Below are 24,160 nucleotides of genomic sequence, written 5' to 3'. Positions count from 1 at the left end.
ATTTGTTTTAAATATAGTAATTAATTTAAGGTAATTTTTGTTGATTTTGTCGGTATCTTGATTTAAAGCTGATTATTTGTTAAATGATTGTAAGGTGTTGCATTATGAGCTGCAAAGTAAAACTAAAAATTATATGCCTGCATAGTAAATATGTGCGAATAAATTCTTATTTTCGTTGACTGAATAAGATATAATGTAGAACAAAAACTATATAATAATGAAAATATTAGTTTGCATCAGCCATGTGCCTGATACTACTTCAAAAATTAATTTTACAAACGGAGATACAGAATTTGATACTAACGGAGTTCAGTTTGTAATCAATCCAAATGATGAATATGCCTTAACAAGGGCTGTTTGGTTTAAGGAAAAACAAGGAGCTAATGTAACGGTGGTAAATGTGGGAGGAGCAGAAACAGAAGCTACTCTTAGAAAAGCATTGGCGATAGGTGCAGACGAAGCTATCAGAGTAAATGCTAATCCTACCGATGGTCTTTTCGTTGCTAAACAATTGGCAGAAGTTGCAAAAAAGGGAAGCTATGATTTGATTCTTGCCGGAAAAGAATCTTTGGATTATAACGGCGGAATGGTTCCGGGAATGCTTGCAGCTTTGCTGGGAGTTGATTTTATTAATTCATGTGAAGGACTTGAAATTGAAGGTACTGCGGTAAAAGCAATCCGTCAAATAGATGGGGGAAAAGAAACTATTTCTGGAAATTTACCTATGGTAATTGGTGGACAAAAAGGATTGGTGGACGAAAAAGATTTGCGTATTCCAAATATGCGAGGAATTATGTCTGCCAGAACAAAAGCCTTAGCTGTATTGGAACCGGTAGGAGCAGAATTGGCAACAAAAGCAGTGAAATTTGAAAAACCAGCGCCAAAATCTGCATGTAAAATGATTTCGCCGGACAATTTAGATGAGTTGATTGATTTGTTGCACAATGAGGCAAAAGTTATCTAAGCTTGTATTTATTCATCAGATTAAAAACTAAAAAGAAAAGATTATGTCAGTTTTAATATATGCTGAATCAGCAGAAGGAAAATTTAAAAAAGTAGCATTAGAATTAGCTTCTTATGCTAAAAAAGTAGCGGAGTCTTTAGGTACCACTGTTACGGCTCTTACCGTAAATATGACAGATACCAGTGAATTGGGGAAATATGGTGTAGATAAAGTATTAAAGATATCAAATGATAAATTAAATACATTTAATGCAAAAGCTTATGCAGATGCTATTAAACAAGCTGTAGAAAAAGAAAGTGCTAAATTGGTTATCTTGTCATCTACAACGGACAGTTTATATACGGCTCCGAGTGTAGCCGTTGCATTAAATGCAGGTTTTGCTTCTAACGTGGTTGCCTTGCCGATCAGCACGTCTCCTTTTGTGGTCAAAAGGAATGCTTTTTCAAATAAAGGATTTAACCAAACAGAAATTACTACAGATGTTAAAGTAATTGCTTTGGCAAAAAACTCATATGGATTAAAAGAAGCTCAAGGAGCTGCCACAGCTGAAGATTTTTCTCCTTCATTAAATGATGCAGATTTTTCTCTGAAAGTAGAAAATGTTGAGAAAATGTCCGGAAAGGTTACTATTGCCGATGCAGATATTGTAGTTTCAGGAGGAAGAGGATTAAAAGGTCCGGAAAATTGGAAAATGCTTGAAGATTTAGCAGAGGTTTTAGGAGCAGCATTAGCGTGTTCGAAACCGGTATCCGATTTGGGATGGAGATCTCATGAAGAACATGTAGGGCAAACTGGAAAACCGGTTTCTGCAAATCTTTATATTGCAGTCGGAATTTCTGGAGCAATCCAGCATATTGCCGGTATTAATGCTTCTAAGGTAAAAGTGGTTATCAATACAGATGCTGAAGCACCTTTCTTTAAAGTAGCTGATTACGGAATTGTAGGAGATGCATTTCAAGTTGTTCCTCAATTAGTAGAAAAATTAAAAGAATTTAAGACTAATAATTAATAATAGCTTTAGTGTACCATAAAAAAGCAGCTGTGAATTATTTACAGCTGCTTTTTTATGGCTATATTTAAAACTTCTTCTTAAATAGAAGTCACATCTCTAAAAAAAGCTTTTACCTTTAGCATAAAACAGGTAATTAAAATAAAGAATTACTATCTTTGTTTTCAGTAGCTTTTTGCCGATAAATAAAAAATATGAGTTTAATAAAATTAACGGTCAAAGGAATATCGTACAGTCATACACAAAATGGTGCCTATGCTTTGATCTTGGATGAGGTAGATGGAGATAGAAAATTACCTATTGTCATAGGAGCCTTTGAAGCACAATCTATTGCTATTGCAATAGAAGAAGAGATTAGACCGTCCAGACCTTTGACTCACGATTTATTTAAAAATTTTGCAGACCGATTTGATATTGTTGTAAAACAGGTAATTATTCATAAATTAGTTGACGGAGTCTTTTTTTCAAGTATGATTTGTGAACGTGATGGAATAGAAGAAATTTTAGACGCTCGTACTTCAGATGCCATTGCTTTGGCAATCCGTTTTTTTGCTCCTATTTTTACATATAAAGATATTATGAATAAAGCAGGAATAATTTTAAATACCGATACTCAAGAAGAGCGAGAAACAACAGATAAAGTAGAAGATACTCAAACAGAAAAAATTGTTCAAACAAGTGATTGGGGAGAGTTCTCTATTTCAACTCTGAATAATATGTTAGATGAAGCTATTGATAATGAAGATTACGAAAAAGCAGCAAAAATAAGAGACGAAATCAGTAAACGAGAAGAATAGAAAAGAAAAGAAAGCAAGGTAGCTATGAAACAATATTTAGACTTAGTAAGAGAAGTGCTTGAAAAAGGTGTTCAAAAAGGAGATCGAACCGGAACCGGAACGAAAAGCATTTTTGGCTATCAGATGCGTTTTGATTTGTCTGAAGGCTTTCCTTTGGTTACAACTAAAAAAGTCCATTTAAAATCTATTATTTATGAATTACTCTGGTTTTTAACAGGAGATACAAATATTGGTTACTTAAAGCAAAACGGAGTAAGAATTTGGGATGAATGGGCTGACGAAAATGGTGATTTAGGACCTGTATATGGGTATCAATGGCGCAATTGGAACGGAGAGGGAATTGATCAGATTAAGGAGGTAATTCACACTTTAAAAAATAGTCCTAATAGCAGAAGAATTATGGTTTCTGCTTGGAATCCAAGTGTATTGCCGGATACTTCTGTTTCATTTGCCCAAAATGTGTCTAACGGAAAAGCTGCTTTACCGCCTTGCCATTCCTTTTTTCAGTTTTATGTTGCGGATGGAAAATTGTCTTGTCAGTTGTACCAACGTAGCGCCGATGTGTTTTTAGGAGTACCTTTTAATATTGCGTCTTACGCATTGTTAACGATGATGGTGGCTCAGGTTTGTGATTTAGAAGCAGGAGACTTTATTCATACTTTTGGCGATGTCCATATTTATAATAATCACATAGAACAAGTACAGCTTCAACTGTCAAGAGAGCCAAAAGCATTGCCGATTATGAAATTAAATGAAAAGATAAAAGATATTTTTGGTTTTCAATATGAAGATTTTGAGCTTCAAAATTACGATCCTCACCCGGCAATTAAAGGTAAAGTCTCTGTCTAATTAATACCTGAATACTATGAAAAAAGATGAATCCATTGAGCAGTATGAGTATGCCAAACAAAGAGTAAAGCAAAAAAAAATGCTTTTTTTCCACTTTGTAGTTTTTGTTTTAGGAAGTTTGTTGATGTTTTGCGTTAATACTTTTGTACAGGATCCGGCAGTATCTTCAGTTTGGTGGCCGTATGCAATAGGAATATGGTCGTTTTTTGTTTTTTTGCATGCTGTAAATGTTTTGATAGTCAATCGATTTATGGGTAAAAAGTGGCAGGATAGACAGATTGAAATATTAATAGATAAACAGCAGACGAGAATCAAAGAATTGAGAGCAAGCGTTGAAAAAGATTTCCCATTAGTAGATACTAAACGAGATTTGGATCAAAATCAAGATCACTCTACTTCAGGATTATAATTTAAATAAGAATGTTATGTTAACGTTGGTTGCAGCTGCGGCTGAAAATAATGCATTAGGAAAATCAAACCAAATGATATGGCATTTACCAGATGATTTTAAGCACTTTAAAAATCTTACTTCACATCATTATATTATTATGGGAAGAAAAACGTTTGAATCTTTTCCAAAACCGCTTCCCAACAGAACGCATATTATCATTACAAGACAGAAAAATTACGATGTGCCTGAGAATTGTATAGTTGTGAATAGCCTATCAGAAGCAATAGAGCTTGTAAAAAAGGAAACTGAATCTTTTGTTATCGGGGGAGGTGAAATTTATAGGCAAACTTTACCTTATGCTGATAAAATTGAATTGACCCGGGTACATCACTCTTTTGATGCTGATGCCTTTTTTCCGGAATTTTCAAAGGAAGAATGGGATTTGATCCGAGAAGCTTTTCATCCACAGGATGAAAAGCATGCGTATTCTTTTACTTTTCAAACTTTTATCAGAAAAAATAAAGGATGAAAAGTGTACACTGTATCATTTTTATTTTTTTTGGACTAACTCTCTATGGGCAAGATTTGATTAGTGTACAGTGGTTAAATTCCGAACAATTGGAAAAAAATCAACAGTTTATCGGAAAGGACATTTATGACAATACATATTTGTTGGAAAATAATACGCTGAAAAAGAAAAATAATACGCAAACAGGCAACTATACTAACCTGAAGCTAGGTAAACTTTACAGGGTGGATATTACTAATCCTTTACAGTTGCTATTGTTCTATTCTGATTTTAAAACATTTATTTTGTTGGATAAAGAGCTTTCAGAAGTAAAAGAAATTAATCTTGAAACAGAATTTTCTACACTTGATATAACATACTTAGGTGTCAGTATTAAAAAAAGGTGCTGGATGTTTAATTCTGCTAATAACACAATATTTCAATATAATTTATCTGACTCAAAAATAACTCCAATTTATATTATTAAGAGTGATAAAGTGAAATATTGCTATTCAACTTTGAATAATTTTTTTTGGATAGATAGTGAGAATACAATACTAGGAATAGATATATATGGAAAGGAAGTGCTAAGATATAATTTGGATTCGGATTTGGATGAAATTCAGATAGAAGGGTTGAAAAAAATATTTTATCGATATCAGCAAAAAATCTATTATATTGATTTGTTGGAGAATAAAAAATATCTAATTCAAATACCTGAAAAAACAGTTGACGGGTTCTTTTATAACACTCAAAAATTGAGTATTTTTACCAATCAAAAAATAAATAACTATCTTATAAATATACCGTAATGCATATCGCTATTGCCGGAAATATTGGAGCAGGAAAAACTACGCTTACAAAACTATTGTCCAAACACTATGGATGGGAACCTCATTTTGAAGATGTAGTTGACAATCCTTATTTAGACGATTTTTACCATCAGATGGAGCGATGGTCTTTTAATTTACAGGTATATTTTTTGAATAGTCGCTTTCGTCAGGTTTTACAGATTAGAGAAAGTGGTAAAAATGTGATTCAGGATAGAACTATTTATGAGGATGCTTCTATTTTTGCACCCAATTTACATGCAATGGGATTGATGTCTAACAGAGATTTCCAGAATTATTCCTCTTTATTTGATTTGATGCAGGAGTTGGTGGGAGCCCCTGATTTGCTTATTTATTTAAAAAGTTCTATTCCTAATCTGGTGGGACAAATACACAAAAGAGGCAGAGAATACGAGAACTCAATTTCTATTGACTATCTGAACAAGCTAAATGAGCGCTATGAAAGTTGGGCAAAAACGTATAATAAAGGCAAATTGCTGACTATAGATGTCGATCAGCTCAATTTTGTAGATAATCCTGAGGATTTAGGACATATTATTAACCGTATTGATGCTGAAATTAATGGGTTGTTTTAGTTCAAAAAATGAATTTAGATAATTAGTTAAAACTAATTACTTTAGTGTTTTACCTTTTAATTTCTAAAAATAATCAACTTTGATATATTGTCTATATTCTTGGAGGAATCATTAAAGTGTTTCCCTGTTTAATAACTCATATGGTTTGGTAATCAAGGTTGCTAAAAAATAAATGTCTTGAGTATCGGAAATGATATTTTAAATATATTTATAAATAGAAGAATGATGATGCTTTAGCAAATTTGATGGGGAAATTGTGCTTTTTAGTTCTAAAACAGGTAGTACTTTTTGGATAATTTTTGTATGGTTTAAATTAATTACCAACTTACATGTTAGGGAAAAGCATTATTTTTTACTATATCGTATAACTTGCTATCATTAGAATAATTGATTACTTTTATAGTTATAGATTCATTTTTTTTATTGATGCCATTAATAATATAAATTTTTCCGTTTTCAAATTCTATATTACTTTTAGAAAAATCTACTTTGCCGTGTTGAAGTATTTTTTCAATATCCTTTTTTTCAACCCAGTTTTGCTGTAGGATACTATCTGCTTCAGGACTGTATGTCATAGGTTTTGTTCGTAGCTCTTTTAAAACGCGACAGTTAGGAAGGTAACAAAATTCTGTTTTCTTTTCTCCAAAAAAGTACAGTAAAAAGATACATCCAATTAATAGACCAAACAAATAATAAGCTAATCTTTGAGAAAATTTCATTCAAAATAGTTTTGTGCAAAATTAGTAATTCATAGCTGTAAAACTAGTATGAAGACTAAATTAAAATATAAATAACTGAATATCTCTGTAATCGAGGTTAAACCAATTGGCAATTAATTGATTAGTGATAAGTCCTTTATAAGAATAAATGCCCGATGTCAATATATTTTCCTGGTGGAGAATTCCATCCAATCCGCCGCTTTCTGAAAAATTGATTAAAAAGGGAGTAATGATATTACTTATTGCCATTGAGGCAGTTTTACAATAACGGGAAGTAATATTAGGAACACCGTAATGAATAACGCCGTTTTTTATTATTGTTGGTTTTTCATGAGTAGTTAGTTCAGATGTCTCAAAACACCCGCCTGTATCGATTGAAACATCAATAATAATGGAACCCTTTTTCATGTTCTCAACCATAGTTTCTGTTACAATAATCGGAGCTCTGTTTTTACCTCTAATAGCTCCAATAGCTACATCACAACGCATTAAAGCTTTTTGTAATATTTTCTCCTGAATAGTAGAAGTACTGATTCGAACAGGTAAGTTGTTTTGCAGTTTTTTTAGCTTTTGTATAGAGTTGTCAAAAACTTTTACATTTGCTCCTAGTCCTACTGCTGCTCTTGCAGCATATTCTGCGACAATTCCCGCTCCCAGAATAACAACTTCAGTAGGCATTACTCCAGTAATGTTTCCAAACAATAGTCCTTTTCCTTTGTTCGAAGTAGCCATAAGTTCAGAAGCAATTAAAACTGACGAAGTACCGGCAATTTCGCTTAATGCGCAAATGGCAGGATATGAACCGTTTTCATCTTTGATAAAATCAAGTCCTATGGCAGAAATTTTCTTTTTTAAAAGTGCTTCAAAGTATTTTTTATTTGTTGTTTTGGGCTGAATGGTTGACCATAAGATACTGTTTTGAGTCATCATTTTAATTTCTTCCAACGTGGGAGGCACAACTTTTACTACAATTGGACAACCAAATACTTTCTTGACATCTGTAGTTATTTCTGCTCCAGCTTTGCTGTATTCTAAATCAATATAGCCGACAGCTTCTCCGGCTCCTTTTTCAATTAAAATTTTGTGTCCATAAGAGCTTAAAGTCTGAACAGCTTCTGGGGTTATGCAAATCCTTTTTTCAATAGAAAAGTTTTCTTTAGGAACTCCAATAAATAAATCGCTCTTTCGAGGTTGAATAAAAAGGCATTCCTCTTGAGGAATTAAATCTTTTGAAGTAAAAGGAGTTGACTTTGCCATTTTTTTAATTATTAATCAAAATTAATTTTCGTCTGTCATCAGATAATATTTCCAGTTCAATTAAAGCGTGTTGCTCTGGAATTAAAGTAGGGGTTTTATCAGGCCATTCGATAAAACACCATTCTCCCGAATATAAGTATTCATCCATTCCCATATCATATGCTTCCTCTTCATTGTTTAAACGATATAAATCTAAATGATATATTTTATTTCCAGTTAGCTTGGATCTATATTCGTTTACAATAGAAAAAGTAGGACTGTTGGTCATATCTAAAACACCTAATTCTTTTGCTATTGCCTTGATTAAGGTGGTTTTTCCAGCTCCCATCGGAGCATTAAAGATAACTATTTTATGTTGAATATAGGTCAATACTTCTTTTGAAACTTCCTGAATTTCTTCTAATGAAAAGATGATTTCCATTGTGATTTTTATCTTGGGTTTAAAATTATAAATGGAACAATCATTTCTTCCAGAGATATACCACCGTGCTGATAGGTGTTTTTAAAATAGGACACATAATAGTTATAATTGTTCTGATAGGCTAGAAAATTATCATTTTTTGCAAAAATAAACGAGCTGCTAAGGTTTATTGCAGGCAATTGTATCTTTTTAGGATCTTTTACATAATAGACGTCTTTGTGCTCAAAAGTAAGGCTTTTACCAGTTTTATATCTTAGATTCAGGCTTGTGTTTTTATCACCTATAACCTTTGAAGGAGTTTTGCAGTTAATGGTTCCGTGATCGGTTGTAATTATTAATTTGTAACCTGCTTGTTGCGCTTGCTGGATGATTTCTAATAAAGGCGAGTTCTTAAACCAACTCACAGTAAGTGAACGATACGCTTTATCGTTAGAAGCAAGCTCTTTTATCACTTCCATTTCAGTTTTCGCATGAGAAATCATATCTACAAAATTGTAGACAATCGAAATTAATTTATTATTTTTAAGTGAATTAAAATTATCAACTAATTTTTTTCCGTCGCGCTGTCCGGTAATTTTAAAATATTCATTTGAAATATTAAGCCTTAATCGTCTTAATTGCGCTTGTAAAAATTCATTTTCAAACATATTTTTTCCACCTTCATCTACATCGTTTTTCCAATAATCAGGATGCTGACTCTCCATTTGCAAAGGAGTTAAGCCCGAAAAAATGGCATTTCGCGCATATTGGGTAGCTGTTGGCAAGATAGAAAAAAAACTGTTTTCGCTTTCTGTTTTATAATGATTGGCTACAATCGGTTCAAAAGCTCGCCATTGATCATATCGTAAGTTGTCAATAACGATAAATAATACTTTGCTGTCTTCTTTACTTAATTCCGGAGCAACCCATTTTCGAAAAATCTGATGGGATAAAACAGGACTGTCTTCCGGATTATTAATCCAGTATTCATAGTTTTTTTCTATGTACTTTCCAAATAAAGAATTAGCTTCATCTCTTTGTCCTTCCAATATATTGAGCAGGTTTTGATCTTCTATATCCTCTAGTTTACTTTCCCAATACAATAGTTTTCGATAAAGTGATGTCCAATCTTCATATGAATTGACATTCATCAAATCCAGCGAAATGTTTCTAAACTCGCGTTGGTAACTCAAAGAGGATTTTTCTGAAATTAAGCGAGAATCATCTAAGTTTTTCTTTAAGCTGAGTAAGATTTGATTGGGATTAACCGGCTTTATTAAATAATCTGAGATTTTGGCTCCGATAGCCTCTTCCATAATATATTCTTCCTCACTTTTGGTTATCATAATAACCGGAATATTATTTTTTATGGCTTTAATTTCGTTTAAAGTTTCTAAACCTGATAATCCGGGCATATTTTCGTCTAAAAAGACAATATCAAAATCTTTTTCTTTAAATAGATCAATAGCATCTGCGCCGTTGGTACACGTACTTACTTCGTAATTTTTTTTCTCCAAAAATAGAATATGAGGTTTTAATAAATCCACTTCATCATCCACCCATAGTATATTGATTGTACTCATAGTTTGTTTTATAAAATTAATAACAACTTCAGTTTGGCTTTCGCAAATAAATTTACGAAAACAAACAAACTTTTAAAAAAGTATTGATAAATATAATAATCAATTTTTGTTTTACAATACTTAGCGATATTTTTGTTATTAGTTTAATAAAAAAATATAAATGTTTTATTCTTTTATCATACCTGTTTACAATAGACCAGATGAAATAGATGAACTTTTGCAGAGTTTAGTTTTGCAAACTTACGAGAAGGAATTTGAAATTGTAATCGTAGAGGATGGATCTTTAATTGATTCTCGTAATATTGTAAAGAAATATGACGATAGGCTGACTATATCTTATTTCTATAAAAGCAATTCCGGTCCCGGGGATTCAAGAAATTATGGGATGAAAAAGGCACGAGGGAACTACTTTATTATTTTAGATTCTGATTGTATATTGCCACCTCAATATTTAAGCACGGTAGATTATTATCTGGCAGAAGACTTTGTTCATTGTTTTGGCGGTCCAGATAAAGCATTAGAGAGCTTTTCTAATATTCAGAAAGCAATTAATTTTTCGATGACTTCTTTTTTGACTACAGGTGGAATTCGAGGTAGTTCTGAAAGAATAGGGAAGTTTCAGCCTCGAAGTTTTAATATGGGAATATCAGCAGAAGCTTTTATTCGATCTGGAGGATTCGGAAAAATCCATCCGGGCGAAGATCCCGATCTGACTATCCGATTATGGAATCTGGGATTTGAAACAGAATTGTTTCCCAATGCGTTTGTTTATCACAAAAGAAGAATAGATTGGGGTAAATTTTATAGGCAAGTTAGAAAGTTTGGAAAAGCAAGACCAATTTTAAACCAAAGATATCCTGCCTATTCAAAAATTACTTATTGGTTCCCATTAATCTTTACTGCAGGCTTGTTAGTAAGTACACTCTTTATTTTTTTTGGAAATCTTTATTTTATTACAGGATATTTTATCTATTTTTTTATAATTTTTGTACTTGCGATAAAGCAAGAAAAAAGTCTGTTGATTGGTTTTTTGTCGATAATAGCTGTATTAGTACAGTTTTTCGGGTACGGTATTGGGTTTGCTAAATCCAATTTTGTATTGAATGTACTGCAAAAAACACCAGAAGAAGGAATGCCAGAAATGTTTTTTAAATAAATAAGAGATGACAAAGATAGTAGGATTGACAGGAGGAATAGGAAGCGGAAAAACAATGGTTGCTAATTTTTTCAAAGAGGAGGGAATTCCCGTTTACATTTCAGATGAAAGAGCAAAAATCATAATGGATAAGCCGGAAGTTATACAGAAAATACAAGAAATATTTGACGAAAATGTACAAAAAGAAGGGAAATTAAACAGAAAAAGGATAAGAGAAATCGTTTTTAAAGAAAGTCATTTGTTGGAAAAATTGAACGCTATTGTTCATCCGGCAGTTAAAAAAGATTTTAAACAATGGGTAGATCTTCATCAAAAATATTCTTTCGTGATAAAGGAAAGTGCTTTGCTTTTTGAGCAAAAATTATATAAAACTTGTGATTATATCATTTTGGTTACAGCTCCAGAAGAAATTAGAGTTAAAAGAGTTGTAAAAAGAGACGGAGTAACAGCAGAAAGTATTAGGGATATTATAAGGAATCAGCTCAAAGACGAAGATAAAATACCTTTTTGTGATTGGGTAATTATTAATGTTGATAAAGAATTAGTAAAAAAAGAGATTAAAAATATTATTGAGGATATTAATTTGAGAAATAATTCAATTTAGTCTGTTAATTTTATGTTATCATCTTGTGTAGGTGCCTTTTTAATGTTAAATTTGAATGGTTATGAATAAAATACGTTTTCGACTATTGGTTGGCGTAATGAGCTTTTCTTTGATAGGAATTATCATTGTGCAATTATATTGGATTATTAGTTCCTATAAAAACAATGAGGAGCAATTCAAATATCATGTTCAACAAGTTATTGGTAATGTTGCTAGTATTATTCAACAAAATGAAGCCACAGACTTTTATAAAAAGTATAATCAGCTTAAGGATAGTATAGGGACACCACCTAAACAGGTAGAATTAAAACAATATTTTATTGCTGAGAGAAATCCTTCAACCAATGAGCAGATTATTTATTCTAACACATTAATATTAGAAGATTATAATTTAAAAAGTTCGCTCTTTGATAATAAAGCAGATGACAGTTTAAGGGTGAAAAACCTTGTTTCGAAAAGAAAGACTGAAATCTACAAAGGAAATAGTTTTGACAGAAATAGCGGATTACAGCAAAACTATCCGGATGAGGTAATAGAAAAATCAGAGAACTTAGATGTACTTGATAAAGCACAATTTGAAATTTATTTTAAAGATATTGTTGCTTTGAGAAGCATAGATGAACGTATTTCTAAGGCTAAACTGAAAGAGCTTCTAGAGAAAGAATTAAAGCAATCTGGAGTAAATGCTCATTTTGAATATGGTATTTACAACAAAGGACTGTCAACTAAAGTTAAATCGGAAGATTTTGTATATGAAGAAGGTTCATCCTATGGAGTACCGTTATTGGCGGATAATGAAGGAAAAAGTAAATATCATTTATACGTTACTTTTCCTGAAAAAACGAAGTATTTGTTTTCTTCTTTAATTGGAATTACGCTTTTATCCGTATTATTCACCATTGTGATTATAGCAGCATATTTAAATGCTATTAATCAGTTGATAAAACAAAAACAGATTTCTGAAATTAAGACAGATTTTATCAACAATATGACGCATGAATTTAAAACGCCGATTGCAACAATTAATTTAGCTTTAGATGCAATTAGAAATCCAAAAGTAATTGGAGATGCTGAGAAAGTCAATCGCTATCTTCAAATGATACGAGACGAAAACAAGAGAATGCATGCACAAGTAGAAAATGTGTTGAGAATATCCAAGTTAGAAAAAAGAGAATTAGATGTTGAAAAATCGACAATGGATGTGCACGAAACAATTGAGTCTGCCGTAGATCACGTCAGTTTAATTATTCAGGATAAAGGAGGAGAAATAAATCTTCATCTGGATGCTAAACGATACGATATATTAGGAAATGATTTTCATTTTACCAGCGTTATAGTGAATATTTTAGATAATGCTATTAAGTATTCAAAAAACAGTCCGGTTATCAATGTATACACAGAAAATGTAAAAGATTATATACTGATAAAAATTGAAGATCAAGGAGTAGGTATGAGTAAAAATGCCCAAAAGAGGATTTTTGATAAATTCTATCGCGAACACACAGGAGATTTACACGATGTAAAAGGACATGGATTAGGTTTGGCTTATGTACAGCAAATAGTAGAAGACCATAATGGACAGGTGTATGTCGAAAGCGAAAAAGGGAAAGGAAGTACCTTTATTATAAAAATACCATTAATAAATTAAGCAATAATATATATATGGAAACAACAAACAACAAAAAGATTTTATTAGTAGAAGACGATCCAAATTTTGGAGCGATTTTGAAAGATTATTTAGCAATTAATGACTTTGATGTCACTTTGGCTAAAAACGGGATGGAAGGTTTTGAAAAATTTAAACGAGACACCTTTGACCTTTGTATCTTGGATGTAATGATGCCTTATAAAGACGGATTTACATTGGCAAAAGAAATTAGAGAAAAGAATAAAGAAATTCCTATTATCTTCTTAACTGCAAAATCAATGAAAGAAGATGTGTTAAAAGGATATAAGGTCGGTGCGGACGATTACTTAAATAAGCCTTTTGATTCAGAAGTTTTATTGATGAAAATCAAAGCGATTATTCATAGAAAATCGTCAGAGATAAAAACAGATAATACAAAATTTGAATTTCAGATCGGAAAATTTCATTTGAATTCTAAATTGAGATTTTTAACTTATGAAAATGAGGAGCCGATCAAATTATCTCCGAAAGAAAATGAACTATTAAAAATATTGGCAATTTATGAAAACGATTTAATGCCGCGTGAAGTTGCTCTGACTAAAATCTGGAGAGATGATAATTATTTCACTTCTCGTAGCATGGATGTTTATATTGCTAAACTGAGAAAATATCTGAAAAGAGATGAATCAGTTGAAATTTTAAATATTCACGGAGAAGGATTCAGACTTGTCATTAAAGGTGAAGATGAAGAGTAATAAAACAGAATAAGGGAGTGCTTTTAGGACTCCCTTATTATTTTCTTTTTTTCGGACTTATGATTTTTACATCCTGAAAAGCGATTGCTCCGCGTATAATGCCCAAAATAGAGTCGTATAATGCATTTATAATTTGAATTTTTAATTCGTTTTTAGCGTATATTAGACTGATTTCACGAGCGGGCTTGGGGTCTTTAAACTGAATTAAATTGCTTTGATCTTCGCGATTTAAAATTAAAGTATGCAAATAAGGAAGTAAGGTATAGCCAAACCCTTCCTTAGAAAGTTGGATGAGGGTTTCAAAACTTCCGCTTTCCAATTTAAACTTCCTGTTTTCTAACATGTTTTTATTATTACAAATATTTATGATTCCATCTCGAAAGCAGTGTCCGTCTTGTAATAATAACAGTTTTTGTAAATCTAATTGATCGGCAGTAATTTCTTTGTCAAATCCGCTTCTGAATTGAGGAGGAATGTAGCCTACAAAAGGCTCATAAAAAAGTACCTTTTCAAAAATATCTTTTTCTTCCAGTGGTGTAGCTGCAATTCCTGCGTCTAAATAGCCATTTCTTAATCTCGATATAATTTCTTCGGTAGTATATTCTTCAATAATCAGTTCTACTTCACTGTGCTTTTTTAAAAATGATTTTAAAAACATGGGTAATAAAGTAGGCGTAACGGTAGGAATGATTCCCAACCTGAATTCACCGCCTATAAAGCCTTTTTCCTGGTCTATTAAATCTTTTATTCGGTCTGATTCATTTACTATTTTTTGAGCCTGCTTAATAATAATTGTACCGATTGCCGTAGGCTGAATAGGTTTGGTAGAACGATCAAAAATCAAAACATCTAATTCCTCTTCCAACTTTTGTATCTGCATACTAAGTGTGGGTTGGGTTACAAAAGTTTTTTCTGCGGCAAGTGTGAAATTTTTATGCTCAGCAACTGCTAAAACATATATTAACTGTGTAATAGTCATTGTCCGTTTCTTAAAAAAGATGTAACTGCAAGATAAGTAATTAATATTATTCCAAATCTATTTTTTCAAGTTCTTTGTGATTTTTCATCAGTCGCTTAATCAATATCCCGTACACTAGTTTATAGTATAGCCAAACAACTCCTAAAAATAACAGACATACAATAGATAAAACGCTAATAGCAATAATATAGTTTTCTGTAGAGAATTGCTGGTTTTCATTGCTTTGAAAAATATTTACTGTAGCAATGATGAAGCAAATTAAGATCATTACAATATTAGTGTAGATATAATAATTTACTGTTTTTCTTGTTTTTATTATTTGTTTCATTAACATTTTAGTAGATGAAGCAACGTGTATTTTTCTGTAGTTAAAGTAGAAAAGCACAATAAAGAAAAGAGAAATTGTACCGGAAATATAATCAATATTTTCAATCATGAATGCGAAAGATGAATTGCTTTCAGGTCTGTTTACACTAACATTTACATTGATGCCGTCATCGTCCAGAAAAAAATAACTCACGAGATTTAGACATAAAAATTCTAAAATACTGATAAAAAGAATCCACATAACAATAGATGATGATTTTTTGTGAATCATCTTCTCAATTTCTGCAGTAGAAACTTTTGGAAAATCCTTGGTTTCATTCCAATGCTTTTTTAATAAATCAAGCTCCTTCATATATACTTTCCTATGGATTTAAGATCTTTTTTAGTTTAGACTTTATTCTATTCATTTTTACTCTGGCATTAATTTCACTGATTCCTAATGTTTCGGAGATTTCCTCATAATTTTTATCCTCCAAATACATGAAAACCAAAGCTTTTTCAATGTCATTAAGCTGGTGTACAGCTTTGTACATTAACTTTAACTGCTCTTCTTCTTCGTAATTGTAATCACTGTATTCAAACTTGTGAATAGTATTATCAAAAACGATAGTATTGACACTTTTATCCTTTTTCCGGTAAAGTGAAATAGCCGTATTTAAGGCAACTCTGTATGCCCACGTTGTAAATTTGGAATCACCCCGAAATTTTGGAAAAGCGTTCCAAAGTTGAATAGAAATTTCCTGAAACAAATCCTTGTGAGAAAAATCATCTGATGTATACAGCCGACAAACTTTATGGATAAGATTTTGATTTTTATCCAGCAGTTGTATAAAATCTTGCTCTAATGATTTGTTCATGTCTATATGTCGTCTGTAATCAAAAATTGTTACAGAATTACCTCAAAAAATATGATTAGAGAATAATAAAGTTATGATTTTTGAATAATTAATTGGTATATAGTGCTCTAGTTGTTTAGGTGTTTTTGAACAGTATTATATAAATCTTTGTTTATATTATTAATTTCCAAAACTTTGCCGTTTTTGTCTAAAATAAATAAAGTAGGAATTGTTTGTATCCCATATAAATCCTGAATAGGTGCCAGATCAGAAATATGGAACCAATCTAGTTGATACTCTTTAATTTCACTTCGCCATTCTTCTCCATCTTCTCCTACGCAGATACTAATAATATTTAGTCCTTTTTGCTTGAAATTTAAATAGGCTTCCTGTAAAAAATGTATTTTTGCTCTACATGCGGGACACCATGGAGCCCAAAAATGAACAATTGTAACTTTACCTAAATTGTTGTTTAAAGTAATTGTTTTGCCTTGTGGATTTTTTCCGGAGAAATCGGGTGCTATATCACCAACGCGTACTTTAGTTAATTCCATTTCATCTATAAGTTTAGAAATAGTCATACCAATATTAGAGTTTTTTAAACTTGGTTTGACTTTTGAAAACAAAGCATCTGCATTGCTTTTGCTAATCAGGTTGCTTTCTATTTTTTGGTATAGAATAACTAATGAAGTATAAGAATTAGGATTATTTGCTAATTGTTGGTCTATAACAGTAGATATTTTATTTACATATTTACTGAATTCCTCTGAAAATTGTTCTAATTTTTTTTGATCCTGATTGAGAATAGCATTAGTCAGCTCATCTTGATTTTTGTCTCGATACTGAGAAGTTTCGCTTTGCAATTTATATAGTTTTTGCGAAAATGCGTTAAATTCATCATTGGTTTTTGTTCCCGTGACAGAAGTTTTTACTTCGTGCTCTTCCTGATTTGTTTTTTCAAGATTAGCTTTTATATTTCCTTTTTCTAGGAAGAAAGGATATTTATCCTTTCCAATATAAAATGAAGCATAAGAGATGTTTTCAATATTGCCTTGAAATTCAAACTGTCCGTTTTCTATTTTGACAGAATCTATATTTACAAAAATATTTTGGTCAGCTTTTAGTGTTCGCAGATATACGATTTGATGATTATCAATATTTTTCACCGTGCCATTAATATTAAAATCAGAACGGTTTTGTGCTGTCAAAAAGGTTATTGAAAATAATGCAGAAAAAAATATAAATATGTATTTCATAAAATTATAATTTTTAAAAAGAAACGTGTAAATATAATAATTTATACTATCCTTATTATTTGTTATGAGAAAGATATTATTGAAAAATGAAGAAGAAATGAAAGTTTATATTTAAAAAATAAATGAAAATGGAGAGGTTTTTATTGAAAAAAGTCATTCTTTATAGATTAATTATTAACTATAAATTATCATTTTGTTTTTTTTCATTAAAAAAATGAATCCTATTTTGATATTAAAATAAACTGTATAAATTTGCTAAAAAAGTTAAGGTAATGGAACAAGTAACATCAAAGGACGCACAGCCGATCCAAGACAACAAAAAAGTAGTAGCGGGAATACTGGGTATTCTTTTGGGAACATTTGGAATACACAAGTTTTATTTGGGATATACTAAAGAAGGAATAATTCAGCTTGTAATTTCTCTTGTAACATGCGGGGCATTAGGAATAATAGGATTTATTGAGGGTATTATTTATCTGACAAAATCAGACGAAGATTTTTATCAGACATATCAGGTAAATAAACGACCTTGGTTTTAGAAGAAGTTTAAAGATTAAAAAAGTTGCTTTTAAAGCAACTTTTTTAATAAATACGATTAATAAGGAATGTATATTTTTTGCAAAAGCTCTTCATATTCTTTTTTGACATCACTGGAAAAAGTTATTCCACCACCGCTTTTATAAAAATAGTTGTCATTTTCTTTTTCAATAAAGCGGATTAGTACTGCGCTATCTATAGAACTTCCGTCATAAATTCCTCCAATGCCTGTATAGTATTTTCGATGATAGGTTTCTGTATTTTCAATAATATTAACTGTACTTTCTTTAGGTGAACCAGTTACGGATCCGGCAGGTAAAAGTTTTGAAAAAATATCACCTATATGATTGTGCCAGTTTGCAGATAGTTTACCACTAATCTGTGAACTTGTCTGAAAAATAGCACCTTTGGCACTTTCTATTTTATCTACATATCGAAATCGATCCACTTTTACTTTTTTAGCAACTATATTCAAGTCATTTCTAATAAGATCAACAATAGTGTAGTGTTCTGCAATTTCTTTGGAATCGTTTAAAAGAGTTTGTTCAGCATTAGGGAGGTTGGCATTTATAGTTCCTTTCATGGGAAAGGATAAAATGGTATTATTTTTTATTTGGACAAAAATTTCCGGTGAAAAACAAACAAACTTATCTTTTATATATAGTTTGTATTTTGCTTTTGAAGTATAGTAGACATCTTGTAGACTAGCAGTCAATTTAATCGGAGTTTTTAAGGTCAGATTGAGTAAATAGGTGTTACCTCGCTCTATTTGTTGATAAACTTTATCAAATTGCGATTTGTATTGTTCAAATGAGATTGGAAAAACGTTGCAATCAATATTAAAATTAGAGATGTTTAGCGTATCTTTGGTATTGCTTACTCCGTTAAAACAGAAAGATATCTCATTATTATTTAAATTATCTAAAGGTTTGATAATTGCGTTTTCTCCTTTAAAATCAACGATAAATAAAAAAGGTTTTCTCTTTTGACCAAGTTCATTCATTGTTGAGATAATCGTATCTTTGAGTCCCATTTTAACAACTATTTGAAAACAAAAATACAAAATTGTTTATGAGCAAACAGCAGAAGAAAATAGTTATTATAGATAATCACGACTCTTTTACTTATAATCTTTATCAGATTTTCGACGAACATCCCCATTGTGTGGTAGAAGTTGTACCAAATGATGCGGCAGATTTAAATGAACTGAAAAAATACCATGGAATCGTACTTTCTCCAGGACCGGATGTGCCGGAAAAATATCCTGTGCTGTCGGAAATTATTTCAAGATATAAACATACTACACCGATATTGGGAGTTTGTTTAGGACATCAGGCAATAGCTGAGTTTTTTGGGGCGGAGCTAATAAATCTACGTAGAGTTTATCATGGACAACGATTTGAAATTGAGATAGATAATACTGAATTGCTTTTTCATTCTCTTTCGTCGTATATTCAGGTGGGGCTATATCATTCATGGGCTGTAAAAAGAGAAAATCTACCAAAAGATATGGAGGTTACAGCATGTACTAAAAGCGGTATTATTATGGCTCTTCGCCATCGAACCTACAATGTAAGAGGAATTCAGTTTCATCCGGAGTCATATATGACAGCGGAAGGTAAAAAAATAGTAGCCAATTGGATTGAGCTACAGCTTTAATTTTTTGGTATAATATTAACGATTCAAAAACAGGTTTGATTTTAGTGACATTTTATATTGTTTTATCTTTGTCGTGTTTCGGAATTTCAGCTAATTGTTGAATAGTTTAAAGACGGAAATAAAAAGAAACGCAATGAAAGCAGGCGTAATTCGAGATCCTAAAATTCAAAAATATTTACCTTGGTTAGGTGCTTTAGCTATTTTCATGCAGGCGCTAGATGGAACAATCTTAAATACAGGATTACCTTCTATAGCAAAGAGTTTGGGTGAGTCGCCTTTAGAAATTCAAAGTATTATTGTTTCTTATACTTTAACGGTAGCTCTCTTAATTCCTCTAAGCGGATGGTTGGCAGATAAATACGGAACTAAAAGGATTTTTATTCTGGCAGTAACTATTTTTACATTAGGTTCGCTGTTTTGTTCGCTTTCTGATACGCTAAGTGAATTAATTTGTGCACGTATATTCCAAGCTATTGGAGGTTCTATGATGGTGCCTGTAGCCAGATTGACATTGATTTATGCTTATCCAAAAGAAAAACTACTTAAAGTAATTAACTTTATTACCATACCTGCATTGATAGGACCTATGCTAGGACCCACGGCAGGGGGATTCTTAGTGGAAAAATTTTCTTGGCACTGGATTTTTTTAATTAACATACCAGTGGGTATTATAGCCGTCATGATGGCTCGCTCTGTGATTCCCAACTTTACTAATAAGGTTGGCAAGTTCGATTTATTGGGGTGGATACTTTTTAGCGGTGGATTGACCGCTATAACATTGGTTATTGAACGATGGAACTCTCCTCGTATTTCTTTGTTTCAACTTGTTTTGTTATTAATTTTATCTTTAATACTTATATTTTCATATATAATCTATGCTAGAAAAAAGCCGAATCCGCTTATAAAATTAAACTTATTAAAAATTACGACTTTAAGAATCGGATTAATAGGTAATCTTATTACGCGGTTTGGAGTAGGAGGTATGCCCCTCATGGTACCTCTTTTATTGCAGGTAGGATATGGATACTCTGCTTTTTATGCCGGATTAATGATGATACCTCAAGCTTTTTCTAATCTTATTTCTCGCAGTTTTGTAGTGCCGATCGTAAAGCGTTTCGGTTATCGTAATACGTTGGTATTTAATACTATATTGACTGGAATGCTAATTTCAATGTTTTTCTTTATCAGTAAAAATACTCCCTATTGGGTTGTTATTTTGTTAATGATAGGGAACGGAGCTTTTAATGCGGTACAATTTACGTCTATGAATACTATTTCATTAGCTGATTTAGACAATGAAACGTCTAGTGATGGTAATAGCTTATTATCAGTTACGCAGCAATTAGCAATTAGTCTAGGGATTTCCATTTCAGCAATGTTTTTAATACTGTTTAAAAATAGCAATATAGGTTTAAGTAGTGATAATATATCGGTATTCCGATATACTTTTCTGGTTATGGGAATGCTGACAGTGTTTTCTAGTTTTATTTTTACCAAACTGGATAAAAATGCAGGAGCAAATATGTCAGGGAAGCGGGTTTATAAGGGAGAAGAAAAATAAAGAAATTGGATAAGTTTTTTAATTAATTTTTACTTTTTCCTTATGAAGTCTTTCTTTTTCTATATTTGTTGTTTTGTCTGATCTTTATTCTATAATTTATGAATGAAACTACTCCTTTCGGGTTAATTACAACGATTAGAACTTCTTTTGCTCTTTATGCTGTTGATAGTTGTTGGAGTAAAAAGGGAGTTTTATCGGTAAATTATATTTTGGAAAATGAAGGTGAATCTATTTCGTCTAGATTGGTATATACATTTATAGATGATAGAGGAAAAATAAAAGAAATTATAGGGGGTAATGATAAACTTCCCATACTTTTTATTAGCCCCAAAAAAGAAAACTGTGTGTTATTACAACAGGAAATAAGTGACCAACTATGTGTTTTTTCTGTGAATGATGCATTGAAAAAAGAACAGCTTATACATCACGAAAAACTGGATAGTATAAGATTTGCAGGAATTGTTAAGTCTAACTCTATTTTCTATGGTGTAGATATTTGGAATAAAAATAGGGAAGATGTTTTATTTTCTATTAATTTTCAAAATGATAAAGCTCAAAGTGAAGTTTTACAAAAAATTCCTTTTCCTAAAGGAAATAAAATTAGTGTTAGACAGGATGAAATTCACTTGATAACTGAAGTAGAATCAGGATGGTTACACAGACAGTTAGATGAGGAAGGCAAAGAGTTGAAAAAGAGAATTTTAAATTTTGATCTACCTTTTGTTCATGAAGCTTTAACACTATCTTTTACATCTAATTCTTATTTGCTGACAGAAGAAAATGGAGAAATTGGAATTGTAGAAATTGATCTAAAGGGGAATTGTTCTTATGGAAAGCTATACGATATCGGTGATGAGTTTTTTGGTACATGGTTTCCTGTTCAAATTAATAAGAATACAAGTACTGTTCAGTTTACCACAGAGTTCGGAAATGGTTGGTTGGTTATTAAAGAAGATGAATTGCTTGAACTTTTTTATAATAAAAATAAACAAGGATATAGAAACTTGCTGAGTAATGAAGTTTTATATATTGATGATAATGACTTAACTATATCCAGCATCTGTCCAAGTGGAGATAATAAAATCGGAATTATTTTTCATCCTCGTAAGAGCAGAAAAGAATATTATAATGAAATTTATGTTTTGCAGAGAGAATTGGCACATAGCTAAATATCATAATAAAAAAAGCATTGATATGTGATTCAAAATATCAATGCCTTTTTATTTTTAAATTATAAGAGTTTTTGGCTATTTTCTTTTATACGTTACTGTAACAGGTAATGTGGCTCCTCTCATAGTAATATTGTATTTTAATTCTAGGCGTGAATCAGAATAACTGACGATGATTCTTTCGGTATGGTATTCTTTTCCGTTAAATTTTATAAGATCTTCGTTGATTGTGCCATTTACTTTCTCTAGCTGTTTAGTTGATCCATTTTCTAATTTTTCGGTTTCAACAAGAGATGCTGTTTTTTCAGTTAAAGTCAAAATTTCCTCTATAATAGTGGGTCTTGTATCATCAGGAGGCATTTGACTAAAAAGGTGTTTCCCTTCGAAGTTTCCAGCTTTGTAAAATAAACTATCTGTTACCCAGGTTCCTTCATAGGAAGCCTCTTTTCTTATAGGGGTATTGTCATCACTTGAACAGCTTGTAAAACCAATAGCTGCTGAAATAAATAATACTGAAGCGATTAATTTTTTCATGATTTTGTATTTATTTTTGTTATTGTAAATATTAGAATCCTTTTACGCTGTTTCTGTAGATAGAATCTTTTTGTGATGTGGTAAGATCTTTTTTATATTGAAATAAGGCAGCTTCCCAATCGCCATATCCTGTATTTGGAAGAATAATGAATTTTTCACCGAATAAACGTTTATTTTTTATTACATTTTGCATTCGCTCTTGTGTTGTTTTATGGTCAAAAGCTGCGGAGAAATCCGAAAGATTATCTCCTAAAAGTAATACGATTTCATGAGTTTCACTCAATTTTTGCCTACGGGTTTCTTTGCTTGACTCAGATGTTCTAACAACAATGTGAGTTTCATCGGCAAAAGGGTAGTTGTACTTTTTCAGATTTTTTAGTGTTCCTGCTTTGTCATCTTCGTTTCTGTTGGTGATATAAAAAATTTCAACTCCTTTAGAAGCAGCATAATTAAAAAACTCCTGACTGCCTAAAAAGGGAAGAGCCTCTCCTTTAGAAGTCCACTCTGTCCATGATGCTTGATCAAAGGATTTTCCTTTATGCGCCATTTCTACTGCATAGGGCGAGTTATCTAGAAATGTTTCGTCAATATCAGAAACAATAGCTAATGGTTTATTGTGCTGCTCTTCGAGAATTTTATTTAATTGTAATGTGGCAATATTGAAAGCCTGAGCGGATAAAGCTTGGAATTCTGCAGCATTTTGTTGAAAAACAGCAGCATATAGTTTTCCGTTTACTTCAATATTATTTAAATTGTTCCCTTTTTCAACAGAAATAATATTCTGATTTGATTTGCAAGAAATTAATGCTATAAAAGAAGCACCTGCAATAAAAATGGATTTTTTAAGCATATTTTTGAGTTGTTCTAAATAACCGATTGCAAAAGTACGATTTTTATTTTAAACCTGAGTTCGATTATAACAAGGCCAATTGATTAGTTATTACTTTCTCATATCTAATTGCAGGTTTCTTAGGCAAGAAATGATATGCAATAATTCCAGCGATAAGGTTAGTAAAGAAATTAATAGGCGATCTATGTCTAGAGTGTTCTACCTGACATACATTTTTTAATTCATCGTTAACAGTTTCAATTACAGATCTTTTTCTAAGTAGTATTTTATCAGACATACTCATAAGGGAGTTCTTCATATTATTTCTTATACTAGTAATTAATTCAATTCCATCTAGAAACAGTAATTCAGCAAGCTTAGCGCCAATATATCCCTTATCACCGAATAGTTTTCCAAAGATATTATTT

General features: G+C 31.5%; 28 protein-coding genes. 16 read left to right on the top strand and 12 right to left on the bottom strand.

The genetic code is table 11. From position 1 onward, the window contains the following. Positions 1–217: 217 nt before the first annotated feature. The 8 genes from C8P70_RS03070 (at position 218) to C8P70_RS03035 (ending at position 5,944) form a co-directional block, all read left to right on the top strand. Entirely contained in the window at positions 218–964 is a 747-nt protein-coding gene (locus C8P70_RS03070) for an electron transfer flavoprotein subunit beta/FixA family protein (protein ID WP_133711875.1), read from the top strand. Positions 965–1,007: 43 nt separating this feature from the next. Beyond that, a complete protein-coding gene (locus tag C8P70_RS03065; RefSeq protein ID WP_133711874.1) occupies positions 1,008–1,973 on the top strand; it encodes an electron transfer flavoprotein subunit alpha/FixB family protein in 966 nt (321 codons plus the stop codon). A 194-nt stretch (positions 1,974–2,167) separates the two neighbouring features. Further along, entirely contained in the window at positions 2,168–2,770 is a 603-nt protein-coding gene (locus tag C8P70_RS03060; RefSeq protein ID WP_133711873.1) for a bifunctional nuclease family protein, read from the top strand. 24 nt (positions 2,771–2,794) lie between these two features. After that, positions 2,795–3,619 carry a thymidylate synthase gene (locus C8P70_RS03055; RefSeq protein WP_133711872.1) on the top strand — a complete coding sequence of 275 codons (825 nt, stop codon included), beginning with the start codon at positions 2,795–2,797 and terminating at the stop codon, positions 3,617–3,619. Positions 3,620–3,635: 16 nt separating this feature from the next. Further along, positions 3,636–4,028: a 2TM domain-containing protein gene (locus C8P70_RS03050; protein WP_133711871.1), complete on the top strand. Its 393-nt coding sequence runs from the start codon at positions 3,636–3,638 to the stop codon at positions 4,026–4,028. Between the two features lie 16 nt (positions 4,029–4,044). After that, positions 4,045–4,539 (top strand): dihydrofolate reductase, encoded by a 495-nt coding sequence (locus tag C8P70_RS03045; RefSeq protein WP_133711870.1) that lies wholly within the window; start codon positions 4,045–4,047, stop codon positions 4,537–4,539. Continuing rightward, positions 4,536–5,330, top strand: coding sequence for a hypothetical protein (locus C8P70_RS03040; RefSeq protein WP_133711869.1), 795 nt, complete (start codon positions 4,536–4,538; stop codon positions 5,328–5,330). Before C8P70_RS03045 ends, C8P70_RS03040 begins: the two co-directional genes overlap by 4 nt. Beyond that, positions 5,330–5,944 carry a deoxynucleoside kinase gene (locus C8P70_RS03035; protein WP_133711868.1) on the top strand — a complete coding sequence of 205 codons (615 nt, stop codon included), beginning with the start codon at positions 5,330–5,332 and terminating at the stop codon, positions 5,942–5,944. Before C8P70_RS03040 ends, C8P70_RS03035 begins: the two co-directional genes overlap by 1 nt. A gap of 332 nt (positions 5,945–6,276) precedes the next feature. On the opposite strand, the gene C8P70_RS03030 is transcribed toward C8P70_RS03035, so the two are convergent. The 4 genes from C8P70_RS03030 to porX are packed head-to-tail and all read right to left on the bottom strand — an operon-like array spanning position 6,277 to position 9,903. Beyond that, entirely contained in the window at positions 6,277–6,663 is a 387-nt protein-coding gene (locus C8P70_RS03030; protein ID WP_133711867.1) for a DUF4258 domain-containing protein, read from the bottom strand. Positions 6,664–6,723: 60 nt separating this feature from the next. Continuing rightward, complete coding sequence (locus C8P70_RS03025) at positions 6,724–7,920, bottom strand: alanine dehydrogenase (RefSeq protein WP_133711866.1); 1,197 nt, start codon at positions 7,918–7,920, stop codon at positions 6,724–6,726. A gap of 4 nt (positions 7,921–7,924) precedes the next feature. Next, a complete protein-coding gene (gene tsaE, locus C8P70_RS03020; RefSeq protein ID WP_133711865.1) occupies positions 7,925–8,341 on the bottom strand; it encodes a tRNA (adenosine(37)-N6)-threonylcarbamoyltransferase complex ATPase subunit type 1 TsaE in 417 nt (138 codons plus the stop codon). A gap of 8 nt (positions 8,342–8,349) precedes the next feature. Further along, positions 8,350–9,903, bottom strand: coding sequence for a T9SS response regulator signal transducer PorX (porX, locus tag C8P70_RS03015; protein WP_133711864.1), 1,554 nt, complete (start codon positions 9,901–9,903; stop codon positions 8,350–8,352). A 160-nt stretch (positions 9,904–10,063) separates the two neighbouring features. Here porX and C8P70_RS03010 point away from each other — a divergent pair, with 160 nt between their 5' ends. The 4 genes from C8P70_RS03010 to C8P70_RS02995 all read left to right on the top strand — a co-directional run bounded on the left by C8P70_RS03010 (position 10,064) and on the right by C8P70_RS02995 (position 14,045). Continuing rightward, entirely contained in the window at positions 10,064–11,059 is a 996-nt protein-coding gene (locus C8P70_RS03010; protein WP_133711863.1) for a glycosyltransferase, read from the top strand. A gap of 7 nt (positions 11,060–11,066) precedes the next feature. Next, positions 11,067–11,663 (top strand): dephospho-CoA kinase, encoded by a 597-nt coding sequence (gene coaE, locus C8P70_RS03005; RefSeq protein WP_133711862.1) that lies wholly within the window; start codon positions 11,067–11,069, stop codon positions 11,661–11,663. 61 nt (positions 11,664–11,724) lie between these two features. After that, positions 11,725–13,311: a sensor histidine kinase gene (locus C8P70_RS03000; protein WP_133711861.1), complete on the top strand. Its 1,587-nt coding sequence runs from the start codon at positions 11,725–11,727 to the stop codon at positions 13,309–13,311. A 14-nt stretch (positions 13,312–13,325) separates the two neighbouring features. Beyond that, positions 13,326–14,045 (top strand): response regulator transcription factor, encoded by a 720-nt coding sequence (locus C8P70_RS02995; RefSeq protein WP_133711860.1) that lies wholly within the window; start codon positions 13,326–13,328, stop codon positions 14,043–14,045. 37 nt (positions 14,046–14,082) lie between these two features. On the opposite strand, the gene C8P70_RS02990 is transcribed toward C8P70_RS02995, so the two are convergent. The 4 genes from C8P70_RS02990 to C8P70_RS02975 form a co-directional block, all read right to left on the bottom strand. Beyond that, a complete protein-coding gene (locus C8P70_RS02990; protein WP_133711859.1) occupies positions 14,083–15,024 on the bottom strand; it encodes a LysR family transcriptional regulator in 942 nt (313 codons plus the stop codon). A gap of 46 nt (positions 15,025–15,070) precedes the next feature. Beyond that, on the bottom strand, positions 15,071–15,703 hold the full coding sequence (locus C8P70_RS02985; protein WP_133711858.1) for a hypothetical protein: 633 nt from the start codon (positions 15,701–15,703) through the stop codon (positions 15,071–15,073). A gap of 10 nt (positions 15,704–15,713) precedes the next feature. Beyond that, a complete protein-coding gene (locus C8P70_RS02980; protein WP_133711857.1) occupies positions 15,714–16,208 on the bottom strand; it encodes an RNA polymerase sigma factor in 495 nt (164 codons plus the stop codon). Between the two features lie 107 nt (positions 16,209–16,315). Continuing rightward, the gene (locus tag C8P70_RS02975; RefSeq protein ID WP_133711856.1) at positions 16,316–17,443 is read right to left on the bottom strand and encodes a TlpA disulfide reductase family protein; all 1,128 of its coding nucleotides are present in this window, start codon (positions 17,441–17,443) and stop codon (positions 16,316–16,318) included. A gap of 272 nt (positions 17,444–17,715) precedes the next feature. On the opposite strand from C8P70_RS02975, the gene C8P70_RS02970 reads away from it, so the two are divergent. Continuing rightward, positions 17,716–17,982, top strand: a complete 267-nt coding sequence (locus C8P70_RS02970; RefSeq protein WP_133711855.1) for a TM2 domain-containing protein — start codon at positions 17,716–17,718, stop codon at positions 17,980–17,982. Between the two features lie 56 nt (positions 17,983–18,038). Here the strand turns inward: C8P70_RS02970 and C8P70_RS02965 are convergent, their stop codons facing one another. Further along, complete coding sequence (locus C8P70_RS02965; protein WP_133711854.1) at positions 18,039–19,013, bottom strand: aminodeoxychorismate synthase component I; 975 nt, start codon at positions 19,011–19,013, stop codon at positions 18,039–18,041. 38 nt (positions 19,014–19,051) lie between these two features. Between C8P70_RS02965 and C8P70_RS02960 the strand changes: the two genes are divergently transcribed. From C8P70_RS02960 to C8P70_RS02950, 3 genes are all read left to right on the top strand, one after another. Then, positions 19,052–19,639, top strand: a complete 588-nt coding sequence (locus C8P70_RS02960; RefSeq protein ID WP_133711853.1) for an anthranilate synthase component II — start codon at positions 19,052–19,054, stop codon at positions 19,637–19,639. Between the two features lie 133 nt (positions 19,640–19,772). Further along, positions 19,773–21,200, top strand: coding sequence for a multidrug transporter subunit MdtD (gene mdtD / locus C8P70_RS02955; protein ID WP_133711852.1), 1,428 nt, complete (start codon positions 19,773–19,775; stop codon positions 21,198–21,200). A gap of 98 nt (positions 21,201–21,298) precedes the next feature. Then, a complete protein-coding gene (locus tag C8P70_RS02950; protein WP_133711851.1) occupies positions 21,299–22,369 on the top strand; it encodes a hypothetical protein in 1,071 nt (356 codons plus the stop codon). 78 nt (positions 22,370–22,447) lie between these two features. Here C8P70_RS02950 and C8P70_RS02945 read toward each other — a convergent pair whose 3' ends face one another. The 3 genes from C8P70_RS02945 to C8P70_RS02935 all read right to left on the bottom strand — a co-directional run. Next, a complete protein-coding gene (locus C8P70_RS02945) occupies positions 22,448–22,903 on the bottom strand; it encodes a hypothetical protein (protein WP_133711850.1) in 456 nt (151 codons plus the stop codon). Between the two features lie 31 nt (positions 22,904–22,934). Continuing rightward, positions 22,935–23,753, bottom strand: a complete 819-nt coding sequence (locus C8P70_RS02940) for a 5'-nucleotidase, lipoprotein e(P4) family (RefSeq protein ID WP_133711849.1) — start codon at positions 23,751–23,753, stop codon at positions 22,935–22,937. A 64-nt stretch (positions 23,754–23,817) separates the two neighbouring features. Further along, positions 23,818–24,160 (bottom strand): transposase (locus C8P70_RS02935; protein WP_166666164.1); only part of this gene is annotated, 343 nt, incomplete at its 5' end.

It is taken from the genome of Myroides indicus, from assembly GCF_004364575.1.
Taxonomy (GTDB): domain Bacteria; phylum Bacteroidota; class Bacteroidia; order Flavobacteriales; family Flavobacteriaceae; genus Flavobacterium; species Flavobacterium indicum_A.
The sequence above is the reverse complement of the archived record's forward strand: the minus strand, read 5'-3'. Positions and strand labels throughout refer to the sequence as shown.

Bases quoted from the DNA above. Each gene is read 5' to 3' on its own strand.
- C8P70_RS03070 (WP_133711875.1), top strand. From the start codon at position 218: ATGAAAATATTAGTTTGCATCAGCCATGTGCCTGATACTACTTCAAAA.
- C8P70_RS03065 (WP_133711874.1), top strand. From the start codon at position 1,008: ATGTCAGTTTTAATATATGCTGAATCAGCAGAAGGAAAATTTAAAAAA.
- C8P70_RS03060 (WP_133711873.1), top strand. From the start codon at position 2,168: ATGAGTTTAATAAAATTAACGGTCAAAGGAATATCGTACAGTCATACA.
- C8P70_RS03055 (WP_133711872.1), top strand. From the start codon at position 2,795: ATGAAACAATATTTAGACTTAGTAAGAGAAGTGCTTGAAAAAGGTGTT.
- C8P70_RS03050 (WP_133711871.1), top strand. From the start codon at position 3,636: ATGAAAAAAGATGAATCCATTGAGCAGTATGAGTATGCCAAACAAAGA.
- C8P70_RS03045 (WP_133711870.1), top strand. From the start codon at position 4,045: ATGTTAACGTTGGTTGCAGCTGCGGCTGAAAATAATGCATTAGGAAAA.
- C8P70_RS03040 (WP_133711869.1), top strand. From the start codon at position 4,536: ATGAAAAGTGTACACTGTATCATTTTTATTTTTTTTGGACTAACTCTC.
- C8P70_RS03035 (WP_133711868.1), top strand. From the start codon at position 5,330: ATGCATATCGCTATTGCCGGAAATATTGGAGCAGGAAAAACTACGCTT.
- C8P70_RS03030 (WP_133711867.1), bottom strand. From the start codon at position 6,663: ATGAAATTTTCTCAAAGATTAGCTTATTATTTGTTTGGTCTATTAATT.
- C8P70_RS03025 (WP_133711866.1), bottom strand. From the start codon at position 7,920: ATGGCAAAGTCAACTCCTTTTACTTCAAAAGATTTAATTCCTCAAGAG.
- tsaE (WP_133711865.1), bottom strand. From the start codon at position 8,341: ATGGAAATCATCTTTTCATTAGAAGAAATTCAGGAAGTTTCAAAAGAA.
- porX (WP_133711864.1), bottom strand. From the start codon at position 9,903: ATGAGTACAATCAATATACTATGGGTGGATGATGAAGTGGATTTATTA.
- C8P70_RS03010 (WP_133711863.1), top strand. From the start codon at position 10,064: ATGTTTTATTCTTTTATCATACCTGTTTACAATAGACCAGATGAAATA.
- coaE (WP_133711862.1), top strand. From the start codon at position 11,067: ATGACAAAGATAGTAGGATTGACAGGAGGAATAGGAAGCGGAAAAACA.
- C8P70_RS03000 (WP_133711861.1), top strand. From the start codon at position 11,725: ATGAATAAAATACGTTTTCGACTATTGGTTGGCGTAATGAGCTTTTCT.
- C8P70_RS02995 (WP_133711860.1), top strand. From the start codon at position 13,326: ATGGAAACAACAAACAACAAAAAGATTTTATTAGTAGAAGACGATCCA.
- C8P70_RS02990 (WP_133711859.1), bottom strand. From the start codon at position 15,024: ATGACTATTACACAGTTAATATATGTTTTAGCAGTTGCTGAGCATAAA.
- C8P70_RS02985 (WP_133711858.1), bottom strand. From the start codon at position 15,703: ATGAAGGAGCTTGATTTATTAAAAAAGCATTGGAATGAAACCAAGGAT.
- C8P70_RS02980 (WP_133711857.1), bottom strand. From the start codon at position 16,208: ATGAACAAATCATTAGAGCAAGATTTTATACAACTGCTGGATAAAAAT.
- C8P70_RS02975 (WP_133711856.1), bottom strand. From the start codon at position 17,443: ATGAAATACATATTTATATTTTTTTCTGCATTATTTTCAATAACCTTT.
- C8P70_RS02970 (WP_133711855.1), top strand. From the start codon at position 17,716: ATGGAACAAGTAACATCAAAGGACGCACAGCCGATCCAAGACAACAAA.
- C8P70_RS02965 (WP_133711854.1), bottom strand. From the start codon at position 19,013: ATGGGACTCAAAGATACGATTATCTCAACAATGAATGAACTTGGTCAA.
- C8P70_RS02960 (WP_133711853.1), top strand. From the start codon at position 19,052: ATGAGCAAACAGCAGAAGAAAATAGTTATTATAGATAATCACGACTCT.
- mdtD (WP_133711852.1), top strand. From the start codon at position 19,773: ATGAAAGCAGGCGTAATTCGAGATCCTAAAATTCAAAAATATTTACCT.
- C8P70_RS02950 (WP_133711851.1), top strand. From the start codon at position 21,299: ATGAATGAAACTACTCCTTTCGGGTTAATTACAACGATTAGAACTTCT.
- C8P70_RS02945 (WP_133711850.1), bottom strand. From the start codon at position 22,903: ATGAAAAAATTAATCGCTTCAGTATTATTTATTTCAGCAGCTATTGGT.
- C8P70_RS02940 (WP_133711849.1), bottom strand. From the start codon at position 23,753: ATGCTTAAAAAATCCATTTTTATTGCAGGTGCTTCTTTTATAGCATTA.